The sequence below is a fragment of the Anaerocolumna sp. AGMB13025 genome, from assembly GCF_029689925.1.
Lineage (GTDB): Bacteria > Bacillota > Clostridia > Lachnospirales > Lachnospiraceae > Anaerocolumna.
In genome coordinates, this window is sequence record NZ_CP121445.1 from 1,920,207 (window position 1) to 1,933,606 (window position 13,400).

Annotated in this window: 11 protein-coding genes; all 11 read left to right on the top strand. The window is 37.6% G+C overall.

Features of this window, described 5'->3' with window-relative positions; genetic code table 11:
* Positions 1-37 precede the first annotated feature (37 nt).
* A complete protein-coding gene (locus tag QA584_RS07790; protein WP_278273947.1) occupies positions 38-1,783 on the top strand; it encodes an extracellular solute-binding protein in 1,746 nt (581 codons plus the stop codon).
* A 203-nt stretch (positions 1,784-1,986) separates the two neighbouring features.
* A complete protein-coding gene (locus QA584_RS07795) occupies positions 1,987-2,769 on the top strand; it encodes a histidinol-phosphatase (protein WP_278273948.1) in 783 nt (260 codons plus the stop codon).
* Positions 2,770-2,815: 46 nt separating this feature from the next.
* Positions 2,816-3,502, top strand: a complete 687-nt coding sequence (locus QA584_RS07800) for an MgtC/SapB family protein (protein ID WP_278273949.1) — start codon at positions 2,816-2,818, stop codon at positions 3,500-3,502.
* Between the two features lie 327 nt (positions 3,503-3,829).
* The gene (locus QA584_RS07805; RefSeq protein ID WP_278273950.1) at positions 3,830-4,846 is read left to right on the top strand and encodes a LacI family DNA-binding transcriptional regulator; all 1,017 of its coding nucleotides are present in this window, start codon (positions 3,830-3,832) and stop codon (positions 4,844-4,846) included.
* Between the two features lie 3 nt (positions 4,847-4,849).
* Positions 4,850-6,649 carry an alpha amylase N-terminal ig-like domain-containing protein gene (locus QA584_RS07810; protein WP_278273951.1) on the top strand — a complete coding sequence of 600 codons (1,800 nt, stop codon included), beginning with the start codon at positions 4,850-4,852 and terminating at the stop codon, positions 6,647-6,649.
* A 1-nt stretch (position 6,650) separates the two neighbouring features.
* Positions 6,651-7,961 carry an extracellular solute-binding protein gene (locus QA584_RS07815; RefSeq protein ID WP_278273952.1) on the top strand — a complete coding sequence of 437 codons (1,311 nt, stop codon included), beginning with the start codon at positions 6,651-6,653 and terminating at the stop codon, positions 7,959-7,961.
* 94 nt (positions 7,962-8,055) lie between these two features.
* The gene (locus tag QA584_RS07820; RefSeq protein ID WP_278273953.1) at positions 8,056-8,940 is read left to right on the top strand and encodes a carbohydrate ABC transporter permease; all 885 of its coding nucleotides are present in this window, start codon (positions 8,056-8,058) and stop codon (positions 8,938-8,940) included.
* A 12-nt stretch (positions 8,941-8,952) separates the two neighbouring features.
* Positions 8,953-9,792: a carbohydrate ABC transporter permease gene (locus QA584_RS07825; RefSeq protein ID WP_278273954.1), complete on the top strand. Its 840-nt coding sequence runs from the start codon at positions 8,953-8,955 to the stop codon at positions 9,790-9,792.
* Between the two features lie 80 nt (positions 9,793-9,872).
* The gene (locus tag QA584_RS07830; protein WP_278273955.1) at positions 9,873-10,796 is read left to right on the top strand and encodes a LacI family DNA-binding transcriptional regulator; all 924 of its coding nucleotides are present in this window, start codon (positions 9,873-9,875) and stop codon (positions 10,794-10,796) included.
* 399 nt (positions 10,797-11,195) lie between these two features.
* The gene (locus QA584_RS07835) at positions 11,196-12,533 is read left to right on the top strand and encodes a carbohydrate ABC transporter permease (RefSeq protein WP_278273956.1); all 1,338 of its coding nucleotides are present in this window, start codon (positions 11,196-11,198) and stop codon (positions 12,531-12,533) included.
* An 11-nt stretch (positions 12,534-12,544) separates the two neighbouring features.
* A complete protein-coding gene (locus QA584_RS07840) occupies positions 12,545-13,366 on the top strand; it encodes a sugar ABC transporter permease (RefSeq protein WP_278273957.1) in 822 nt (273 codons plus the stop codon).
* Positions 13,367-13,400: the final 34 nt, after the last annotated feature.

The window sequence follows — 13,400 nt, forward strand, 5'->3', positions numbered from 1 at the left end:
ATGCAATATAGATCATTAATTATTAGGAGGTAGTAAAGTGAAAAAAAAGTTATGGGTGTTCGTATTAATTGCTGCAATGATCGGAACATTAAATGGATGTTCTGTCAGTACGGGGAGTGAAAAAGAACCAAATCAGTCAGTAACAGCACAATCTCCGGACTCAACCAAGGAGACATCAGAAGAGTCTGCCAAAGCAGGCGGACCTTTAGAGCCTTATAAGGATACGGTTACAATTCATTTAGGGGTGGGCTTAAATCCCAATGTATCATTCCCAGAGGGTCAGTCTATTGAGAAAAATGCTTTTCTGGATGCGATTAAAAAGGATCTAAATATTGAAATCGTTTATGATTGGGTCAGTTCTAATACAGATTTCCAACAGAAAATGAATCTCTGCATTGGCAGCAATACGCTTCCGGATATTATGAATGTTGGTTCCAATCAATTTCGTGCAATGTTAAAATACGGTCAGTTGATGCCATTGACAGATGCTTATAATAATTATGCATCCGATATGCTAAAAAGCTTTGTAAGCAGCGGCGGGGATCAATTAACAGATATGATAACTATGGATGGACAAATGATGGCGGTACCGGCTCCGAATATTAAAGCTGGAGGGGTCAATGTTATGTGGATTCGTCAGGATTGGCTGGATAAATTGGAATTAGAAGTACCAAAGTCTTTAGCAGATTTAAAAACAGTTGCCAAAGCTTTTGTAACCCAGGATCCGGATGGAAACGGAAAGGATGATACAATTGGTATCATTGGTCCGGCCAATTCTGGTTCCCTTACCGGTATCGGCGGTAATCTCTGGGGATTGGATCCGATTTTTGGAGCATTTAAATCGTTTCCCCAATATTGGCTGAAAGATGAATCAGGTGAAATTAAATATGGTTCTATACAGCCTGAAATAAAGGACTCTTTAAAGGAATTAGCATCTATGTATGCCGATGGATTAATTGATCCGCAGATGTTAATCCGCGATGACAGTTCAGAACCTGTACTTGCTGGTAATGTAGGTATCTTTTTCGGACCCTGGTGGGCAGGATATACTGTTGCGGACAGTTTATTAAGCGGAAAAATTGACTGGCAGGCCTATAATGCTCCTTTAGCCTCCGATGGTAAATATTATGCACATATGGCAGAACCTACCAGCCAATATATTGTAGTTAATAAGAACTGCAAAAATCCGGAAGCTGCTATGAAAATTATAAATTACTTATTGTATAATGAACCATCCTGGGTTAAAAACGGTATCGGTGATAGTGGTATAACACCTGAAGAACTGGATACATCGGATGTATATCCATTATTTAATGTTTACGATAATGCAGATGAAATTGAAGTATCCTATGACACTATGAAGAAATTTGTGAATGGGGAAATCACAGAAGACGATGTGGATTTTTCAACACATAAATTGTTAAAGAATGATATGGAAGCCATTAAAGCATTAAAAAAAGAACCGTTTGATGATTATAGTCTGAAATACTGGGATTTAGGTAGTGATCTGGCATCAACCAATCTGCCAAGACTGGTTTCTATTATGGTTGGAGAACGCCCGTCGGTAGAGGAAGGTTATGAAGAAATATATAGTGCTTTTTATGGACAGACAAAAACGATGGAATCAAATTGGTCTAATTTAAAGAAGATGGAAGATGAAACATTCGCGAAAATTATAATGGGTCAAGCCTCAGTTGACAGTTTCGATGATTTTGTAGACAAATGGAAACAGCAGGGCGGAGATAAGATAATAGAAGAAATTAAAGCAGAAATTAGTAAATAGTATTACTTGAATAAACTAACAAGGGACTGTTGCAAAATTCAAACTCTATCTTGCCCTAGAGAGAGTATAGTTTATATTTGACTGAATATACCTGATCAGGTTTGGATTAGTACAATATTTTGTAACAGTCCCAGTAAATGCTTCATCTAACCATAGAATGAAGTAAGGATTAATAAATGCTCGATGAATGGACTGGAGCTATTATGAAAAGAGTAAATTATCACACGCATTGTGCTCGTTGCAGACATGCTTTTGGAACGGAAGAGGATTATGTGAAGAAAGCACTTGAATATAATATGGATATTTTAGGGTTTTCAGATCATCTCCCATTTCCCGGAGATATTTTTGGGATGCGGATGCCCTTTAGAGAATTGGAAGAATATATTGGTACCGTACTAAAGTTAAAAGAAAACTATAAAAATGAACTTAAGATATTATGCGGTTTTGAAGGGGAATATATAAAAGGAAAAGAATACTATTATGAAAATTTATTAAAGGATAAAATGTGTGATTATCTGATAATGGGTCAGCATTTTTATGAAGATTCCAATGATAATATGATTAATGTGTATAAGATTGAGAATTCGGAACAATATATTGAGTATGCCGATTATTCAATTCAAGGCATGAAAAGCGGTTATTTTAGTGTTTTTGCCCATCCGGATATCATTTTTGTCAATAATATAGCATGGGATGATAATTGCAGCCGTGCCAGTGATTTGATAGTAGAAGCAGCGGCCGGCAATAATATCATATTAGAATACAATGCTAACGGATATCGCCGGGGTATGCATGAATTTGTGGACGGAGAGCGGTATCAATATCCTCATATCCAGTTTTGGAGAAAGGTGGTTGAAGCAAAAATTCCTGTAATCATCGGTTCAGACTGTCATGAACCTATTCAGGTCTATGACGATACTGTAAAAAAAGCATATTATGATGCAAGGAAGTTAGGTTTAAATATTATTATGGAAATAAATAGCTAACAAAAATTTATAGTTACTATCAGGCAATAATAGAAAAGGAAGAAAATTGATACATAACATTCTTAATATAGCGCAATCACTCTCCGCTGCATCCATAGCCTTCCGTTTATTGTTTTCTTTGATCAGCGGAGGAATTATTGGATTTGAAAGAGGGAGAAAAGGACGTCCGGCAGGTCTTCGCACTCATATGCTGGTATGTATTGGATCAAGTTTAGCTATGATCACAAATCAGTACTTATATTATATGGGAAACTCGGTGGATGTAGCCAGGTTGGGGGCTCAGGTTATCAGCGGAGTAAGTTTCCTGGGAGCAGGAACAATATTGATTACGGGAAGGCATCAGGTAAAAGGATTAACAACAGCAGCTTCACTCTGGGCATGTGCCTGTCTTGGATTGACCATTGGCTGCGGCTTTTATAGTGCTGCTATATTAGGGACATTATCCATATGGGTTGTTAATTCACTTTTACATCGTCTGGAAATCCCAATACGTTCGCGGGCTAAAATGTACCGGGTATACCTTGAATTCAGAGAATTATCGGTAATACGGGAGATGATGACTTTTTTAAAAGAAAACCGGGTTAAAGTTTCCGATTTGGAAATTATTAAGCCGGAAGATAAATCAAAAATTGGAGCGACTTTGATCTTAATACCGTTGGACCGAGTTGATTATGATAAACTCCAGCTTCTGGTTAATTCTATAGATGGGGTAGACTATCTGGAAGAAATATAAAGAGAGTATCGCTTATGTGCGTTTTTATCCATAAATAAAGTGCAGTGTTTACATTCTTGTTTACGCTGTACTTTATTTTTTTGAGAAGATATCATGCTTTGAATGATATACGCAGCAGATATAAGAATAGAACCAAGTAGTCAGCAAAGCTCAATGAGCTACTTAGAGTTTTCCCCCAGCTATTAATATTTCATAATTTTTAATATTGACAAGCTATTAAAAATATATTATGATAATTATGCAAACGTTTGCACATGATAATGGTTATATAACAAATATTTTTTTTGAACATTTGTGCAAACGTTTGCATTGAAAGGAGGTGCAAACTTGACAGTTACCATAAAAGATATAGCTAAAAAAGTGGGAGTATCCCCTTCTACCGTTTCCAGAGTTGCAAACGGAAGTACGGCTATTTCAGAAGAAACAAGGCAAAAGATACTGGAGGCTATGGAAGAAATGAAATATCATCCCAACAGCCTGGCAAGAAATTTTGCAAATGGAAGTACGAATACAATCGGACTTGTCATTGACGCGGAAGAAGAAGGAACTTTTTCAAATGCTTTTTTTAACAGAAGCGTATTTGCCATTGAGGCAGTGGTACAAGCCAATGGATATAATCTTTTAATCACAAATAACAGGGAAAACAAAAATAGAACCGCTGTTAAAAGCCTTGTTCTGGAGCATAAAGTAGATGGAATAATTTTACCATCCTCCAGTGTTACATCCAAACTAATAAATCTGTTAATTGAAGAAGACTTTCCATTTTTGGTGCTGGGTGAACCGGAGATTGAAAAAGACAGGATAAGCTGGGTCGATATCAATAATAAAGCCGGCAGCGAACTCGCTGTTAAACACCTGGTGGATATGGGATTTAAAAAGATATCTTTTTTATTTGAAAATCTGGATACGGTATTTGCAAAAAACAGATTGGACGGATTCCTTGAAGCCTTAAAAAAAGAATCACTTCCCTGTATGGAAGAATTCATAAAAACCTGTAATGAAAATGCCGGTGACTTAGAGGTACAGTTGGATAAGATGATATCAGGGCAGAATAAACCGGATGCGTTCATATGCTCAAATAATCTGATTGCATTTCAGGTACTGAAATTTTTAAAAGGCAGGAAGATCTCAGTACCGGAGGAAGTCGGGTTAATTACCTTTGATAATTATCCCTTTGCGGAGTATATGGAACCTCCGTTAACGGCAGTCGATGTAGATACCTATACCCTGGGAGAACAGGCGGCTGCAAACCTATTAAACAAAATAAAGAGGACTGACAGCGGGAACCGGCAAACGGTCATCTCTACCAGATTGATACTGCGTCAATCCTCCCAAAGAAGGTGAAATATGATAAAAGAGGCTGTAAGGCATATAAATACAAAAGAATATATATACTTGCGCAGTAGAAACTGTCTGTTATTTCGGATAAGGACAGCCAGGGAAGATATAAAGAATTGTATCTTGATCTACTTTGCAAGGACAAACCCTATGGAGAAAAAAGAAGTGAAACTTGTATGTAAACAAAGAGATGCTTTGTTTGATTATTATGAAGCAGAAGTGGTATTCTCCAAGGTTGCAAGATACCAAAAATATTATTTTAAGCTGGAAAGCAAATCAGATGAGATCATCTTTGTAAGTTCGTATGGAATTTATAATCAGGAACCGGAAGATGGCTATTTTGAATTTCTGTATGCCAATCAGAATGATATATATGAGATTCCGGATTGGTCGAAAGGAATTATCCATTATCAAATCTTTCCAGAGCGATTTAACAACGGAATAAAAGAAAATGACAGAAAAGACTGCGTACCCTGGGGAAGCGTTCCGACTAGGGAAAACTATATGGGAGGGGATATTAAGGGTATCACAGATAAAATCGGTTATCTTAAAGAATTAGGTATCCAGTGTATCTATCTGAATCCCATATTCTTAGCGGACTTTAACCATAAATATGCAACTACTGATTATTATGAAATCGATCCGGAGTTTGGTACGGCAGAAGAATTCCGTGAACTGGTTACAGTCTGCCATAATAATAATATCAGGATTATCCTGGATGGGGTATTTAATCATACCGGAGTGCAGTTTGAACCTTTTCGGGATTTACTTATAAATCAGGAAAAGTCAAACTATAAGGACTGGTTCCATGTAACTGAATTTCCAGTAACTATCTCCCATAACTGTTACGAATGCGTAGGTGCTTATAAGTGGATGCCAAGGCTGAATACCTCAAACCCAGAGGTAAGGCATTATATTCTGGATATTATGGCTTACTGGATAGAAAAATTTAATATTGATGGTTGGCGGCTGGATGTGGCGGATGAGGTTGACAGCTTGGTATGGCAGGAAGCCAGAGTGATTATTAAATCCCAATATCCGGACAAACTGCTTCTTGGTGAAACCTGGGGATATGGAAGAAGTATGCTGCGGGGAGATACCCTGGACAGCGTAATGAATTATGTTTTCCGTGACGCGGTATTGGAATATTTCGCTATTGGAAAAATCAGTACGAAAGAGTTTGACAGCCGGATTAACCAGATGCTGGCGGCTTATCCCCAAGAGATTAATCAGGCTTTATACAATCTGCTTGATAGCCATGATACGGACCGTTTTCTTACCCTATGCGGTGAAAATATAGATAAATTTAAATTAGCAATTGCTTTTCAATTTCTCATGATGGGATCACCGGCAATATATTACGGGGATGAAATCGGAATGACCGGAGGGAATGATCCAGACTGTAGAAAAGCTATGGTATGGGATGAGGCTGGGCAAAAAAATCAGCTATGGCAATGGTATCAATGGTTGATACATATCCGGAAAAAATATAACTGCATCCGATTTGGTGATTACCGGACTGTTTTATGTGAGGAAGAAAAAAACATATACGGTTTTGTAAGGTTTGTTGAAGACGAGGAGATATATGTGGTACTCCATAACGGTGAGAATACTACAACAACAGAACTGCCGGTTTTAGGAAAGGGGAAGTATGTCAGTCTGACAGATAGCGAAGAATACATCGCAGAAAATATTGTGGGTGAACAAAAGTATTACAATGGGGACATATTGGAATATCGAGGAACGATTCACATCGATTTTGGTACATATTCCATGAAAGTCATAAAAAAAGTAAACGGAGGTATTTAATATGAAAGGAAGCAAAAAAATACTGGCAATTATACTTACAACTGTAATGTGCTTGGCGGCTATGACAGGTTGTAGTAAATCACCAGTAAAATCTGAATCCGGTCAGGAAGACAGGAAAACAGAAACAACAGAAGATAGTAAAGTGGAAAAAGTTACAATTAATTTTTGGCATCATTACAGTGCCCAGTCTGCTGAAAATGATACCTTAATGAAAGTTTTAATTCCGGAATTCGAAAAAGAAAATCCGGAGATAAATGTGAATGCGGTATCCCATGAATGGGCTGATCTGCATCAAAAACTATTAATCAGCGCTACTTCTGATACCCTTCCGGATGTAGCACGGTTAGACAGTGCCTGGATCCCGGAATTTCAGAAAATGGGAAAACTGATACCACTTGATCAGGAAATGGGTGACTATAAGGAAACTGCGGATAAGCTATTGGAAAGTGCCATGAGCACTGCCATTATAGGAGGTCACTCCTATGGTTTGGCATTAAACACCAATACCAAAATACTTTTTTATAATGTCAAAGCCCTGAAGGAAGCCGGTATAACTGTTCCAACTACAATGGATGAATTTACAACAGCTGTAAAAAAACTATCAGGAACTAACAGTAATGGTCAACAGGTATGGGGGTACAATGAACCCGCATTGTCAGGCTGGAATATATGCCCTTATATATGGAGTTTCGGCGGCGCATTAACTAATGAAGAGCAAACGGTTGCCACCGGTTATATAAATAGTCCGGAAACCGTAGCGGCAATTGAAATGCTTGCCGGCTTATATAAGAATCAGGCTATTACCGGATGGAACAGCGGAGATATTCCTATGACGGACGGCTTTGGAACCGGCAGATATAGGATGATACTGGAAGGACCCTGGAAAATAGCCGAAATGGCCGGAGCTTATCCGGATTTTGAATATGCAACGGCAGAAATCCCGGCAGGTAAAGGTGGATCCCACTCTGTACTAGGCGGCGAAGATATATCTATGTTTAATACCTCAAATAAAGAGGCAGCATGGAAATTTATGAAATTTATGACCGGAGAATATGCGCAGGAAGAAATGGCAAAATGCGGTCAAATACCCGTTAATAAGACGACACTGGAAAGTGATACTGTTAAAGATTCAGATTTTGCACCATTTATTGAAGCAATTAAAAATGCAAAAGCACGTCCTACGGTAGCAAGCTGGTCTGAAATAGACAACGAGCTTTCAATTGCAGTGCTGTCCGTTATGCTTGGTGATAAAACAGCACAGGAAGCAATGGATGAACTTGCTGTTAAAATGGATCGTCTTCTTAAGGAATAATTTTAAGTATTACGATGAGATTTAGTCGTAATACATAGCCATTATATAACGATACAATCATGAAGTCAACCAAGTGAATTAAAAAGGAGCAGAAATGAAGAAAAGAACAATCAGTTATAAAATACAACTTGCAGTATTGCTCCTTCCGGGATTACTAATATTTGCTTTATTTACACTCTATCCAATTGCCAGACTATTCCTAAGCAGTTTTTTTGAATGGGATTTTGGATCGGTATTGGGGCAGAAATTTATTGGTCTTAATAATTATAAGAATGTTCTGCAGGATGAGTATTTTAGAATTGCTTTTGTTAATACCATTGTCTATACTATTGTGACGGTACCGGCACAAATGATTGCAGGGCTGTTCGTGGCAATGCTGATTAATAGCATCAGCCGCTTTAAGGTAGGCTTTAGGGTTTTGTATTACCTGCCGGTAATCACTTCCTGGGTTATTGCATCTTTGGTATTTAAATATATCTTTAATACGGAAGGATTGCTCAATTATTTTCTGGTTCATATTGTACATGCGGCAGATCAGAATATCAGGTGGCTGGACAACCGGTGGAGCGGTCTCTCGGTTACCATATTACTTGGAACCTGGAAAGGAATCGGCTGGAACATGGTCGTCTTTCTGGCAGCACTTCAAACTGTGCCTGTCGAATTATATGAATCGGCTGCAATGGATGGAGCAGGAGTTCTTAGAAGATTTGTAAGTATAACGTTACCATCCATCAAAGCTACTGTTTTATTTGCACTGGTTATGCTTACCATAGGCGGTTTCAATGTCTTTACCTCCATTAAAATGATTACCGGAGGAGAACCCGGACATCAGACGGATACCGTTTTGACCTGGATGTACTATAAAGCGTTCAGCGCTGGTAAGTTCGGTTATTCGGCAGCCTTGTCATTTATTATAGCAGTTACTTTGGCGATTTTGGCCCTAATACAGTTTCAGCTTATAAAAACAGAGAAAAATTAAGGACCGGTGAATATGAAAAAGAGATTTTATTTACAGGGTATTTTGTATTTACTTTTGATTGCGGGTATTTTTATAGTTGTACTCCCGATGGTCTATATGATTAGTACATCATTGAAACCAAATGGAGCTTTGTATGATTTCCCTCCAAAGTTCTTACCGTCTTATAAACAGATAACCCTGGAAAATTATAAGTATATAATGATGCAATCAAAATTTTATATGAATTTTTTAAATAGTGCTATTGTATCAATTGTAACAGTTTTACTGGTTGCAATAGTTGCTGCCGCGTTAGGGTTTGTGATTGCAAGATTTGAATTCCCTGGGAAGTCTTTTTTGTTTGCATTTATTATGCTGACAATGATTATTCCAGGAATGACATTGATTGTTCCGCAATACGAATTGGCGGTTAAAATGAATGCCATCAATAAACTGCTGGGCCTGATACCTTTTTATACTGCATGGGTAATACCGTATTCTACCTTTATGATTAAAGGATTTGTGGAGAATATACCTAGAGAATTGGATGAAGCGATATACATGGACGGCGGGAATATTATAACAGTTTTTGCAAAAGTTGTATTACCGCTGGCCAGAGCTGGTATCGCATCGGTATCTATATTTAATTTTCTGACTGCATGGGAAGAATTTCCCTGGGCCAATACTGTTATAAATGATGACAGGATCAGAACATTACCAATCGCCATATCCGGATTTTTTGGTCAACATCAATTTACTCAGTGGGGTTATGTATTTGCCCTATCAGCCCTTAGTCTTATTCCTGTCCTGATGATTTTTATTTTCTTCCAAAGATTCTTTGTGGCAGGATTAACAACGGGAAGTGTAAAAGGCTGATAACTTGGTGTTCTAAATTGACAGCATATTAGCAAAATGATATACTGAACCGCATAAGGAATTTGTTCCGGGAGGTTATTATGTCAGATAAACGGGTTACCATGAAAGACATAGCAAAGGAAGCAGGAGTTTCTACTGCTACGGTGTCCTATGTGCTTAATTATTCGGAAAAGGAAAAAATCAGCCATGAGACAAGAATGCATATTTTTGAAGTTGCGAATAAGTTAAAATATGTCCCCAATATGAATGCGAAAACCTTGGCAAGCCAAAGAAGTTATTTAGTGGGGATCATTATTAATATGGAGGGACGTAACAAAAAAAGTAAAATCTATCAATATTACGATCTTTCCAGGGAAATTCAACGGAAGTTATATCCGAAAGGTTATGATGTGGTCTTATTACCTGCCAAAGAGATGGAAAAGGATATCGTAATTGGGCAGAAACGTTCTTTGGATGCCGTATTTATTCTGGACATGGATGAAGAACTGCAAAAAGCCATTGCCTCAAGGTTTTATGTACCGGCAATCTTTATTGATGGATATATAGAAGATCCTATTTTTTGTAAAATACTTACTGATTATGAAAGCGTTTTACAAGTAGCCCAAAAACAGCTAGGTGACCGCTTCTATGTAGTAATGGAGGATCACTTTAACAGGAACGTTTATGAGACCATATCTAAGAGGATACCTCCCAAAGATATATTTATTAACCGTTATGACAGCAGCCTGATACAGTTTCTCCAGGAACACCACAATCAGAAAGGATTGGTTATTGGTGAATTATTAGGAATGCAGGTGGAAAATTATGCAGATAACCGTAATATATCTGTGGTGGTAAATTCTGATAAGGATATTATGCTGCTGCCGGATACTAAATTAATTATTGTAAGCAATAAACAGAAAGCAGAAAAAGCGGTTGAGATAATGGACAGGTTACTGCGACTGGACAACCTTGATGAAGTAGAGAGAGTTTCCTATATTCATCCTTTGGGGACGGATAATTAAATAAATTGCATTTATAACATTTCAATCTTAGTATATAAATTATAAGTGAGCGAAAAGGAATCGTGATAATTACCAAATCACGATTTCTTTTTTTTTCTTCTCCAAAATAATTAAGTACTTAACAAAAAGGTAGAATAACCAACCATAGCGAAAAACAATAGCTGTTTAAAATATACATTTACTTAAATAAGAAAATTAAGTTCGTTAAGTAAAAAATAAAATAAAAATCAATTGTATATAATGATGAAAATATATAAAATGCACATATGTCATTGACTACATATTTAATAAACACTATAATTACAGTAATTTAAGCGCTTAAGTTATATTGCAAAGGGGGAAGCTGGATAAGTTTGTGAAAGGACATGAAATTTGAAATGAGAGACAGGTGTTAGGATTATGAAAAAATGCAAAGCATTATGGATGTCTGTTTTTATATGGGGAAGCGGGCAGTTTATCGTATGCAGACAAAGGATGAAAGGGTTACTGATTTTTGGGATACAGCTGTTACTTATATGTATTGAGCTGTTTAGTGGATATTGGCCGGAATATGCAAGAGGGCTAATCCCGAATTTTTCAATCCGTTTGCATGGAGGTTTTTTTACAAAGGGAATATGGGGATTGATTACCTTAGGGGTAAAAACCGGGGTTAAATATGGGGATCATTCTACTATACTATTAATTAAGGGGGTTATCTCACTATTTGTGTTAGAATTATTTACAGCGGCTTACCTGTGGAATGTTATGGATGCTTATAAGTCCGGACAGAAAATTGATAAAACTGGTGTATATAACAGTTCTAAGAATTACTTTAAGCAGTTGTTCAGTAAAAATTTTGCTTACATAGTATTATTGCCCATTGGAATCGTATTTTTGTTTATCGTGGTAATGCCTATTATATTTTCCGTTTTGACGGCATTCTTAAATTATAACAGAGATCATCTGCCCCCGGGACATCTCCTTGACTGGGTGGGATTATCAAATTTTCGCAAATTGTTCCTGGTTCCTATCTGGTCCCACACATTTTTAAAGGTTTTAATCTGGACAGTGATCTGGACCTTGGCGGGAACGTTAAGCACTTATTTTTTTGGCTTGCTCCAGGCTTTAATTTTGAATCATCCCTTCGTACATGGCAAAAGTATATTCCGGACGATTTTAATACTGCCATGGGCTATTCCGCAGATGGTGTCCCTTTTGGTATTCCGTAATCTCCTGAACGGACAATTTGGCCCCCTTAACCAGATTCTGCTAAAGCTTGGCATTATTTCTGACAACATACCATTCTTAACGGATCCGATAATCGCTAAGATTTCAATCGTAGTCGTAAATTTATGGCTGGGTTTTCCTATATTTATGGTAATGATGCTGGGGGTATTGGCAAATCTCGATCAGAGCCTGTATGAAGCAGCCTCCATAGACGGAGCAGGGAGTTTTCAGAGTTTTCGTAAAATTACGCTGCCCTTAGTTATGCAGGCTACCTCAGCTAATTTAATTATGAGTATGGCAGGAAATTTTAATGCATTTGGTGCAATTTACTTTCTCACCCAGGGTGGACCAAATAATGCAGATATGCAGTTCGCAGGCAGCACGGATATTTTGATATCCTGGATTTATAAATTGACGTTAAATCAGCAGATGTATGACATTGCTGCTGTTATGAGTGTCCTGCTTTTTGTGATGGTAGGTGCTGTATCTTTCTGGAATTTTAAAAGAACCGTTTCCTTTAAGGAATTATAGGAGGAGCAGGAATGAAGAAAAAAATTGTATCTGTATTAATCCATACGGAACTGGTCTTGATGTCATGTATAGTACTAGTACCGGTTTTCTGGATCTTATTATCATCTTTTCAAAAAGGAAGCGGTCCCTCAGAAAACATAAGAGTTGCCGGGCTTACAATTGCTAACTATAAACGTCTCTTTACCGAAACCAGTTATGGGATATGGTTTCTTAATACCTTAAAGGTTGCCCTTGCAAATATGATATTATCCGTGACCCTGATCATGGTTACAGCCTGGATTATGTCCAGGTTCCAATTTAGAGGTAAAAAATACAGTCTGATGGCGATTATGATTTTATCCATGTTTCCAACCTTTTTATCCATGACTGCAATTTATACCTTGTTTCTTACATTAGGTCTGATTGGTAAGCCTGTCACTTTGATTATCGTTTACTCTGCCGGAGCGATTCCCTATAATACCTGGCTCGTAAAAGGTTATCTGGACGGGATACCCCTTGCCATTGATGAGGCTGCTTATATGGATGGCTGTAAAAGGTTTGAGACTTTTTGGTATATTACGCTTCCCATGTCAAAACCAATCATCACTTACTGTGGGGTATCTCAATTTATGCTGCCTTGGATGGATTATATCCTGCCGAATATTCTTTTATCCGGTGACAAGACTAGAACCCTGGCCGTTGGATTATTTGCCCTTATTAATGGGAAGGAAAGCACTAACTTTACAATATTTGCCTGTGGTGCCGTACTGATAGCGGTGCCAATAACGGTAATGTTTATTATTTTCCAGAAATATCTGGTTCAGGGAATTTCATCTGGGGCAGATAAAGGATAAGGAAACCAAACCAGAAGGTGAAAGGTAAAAGGTT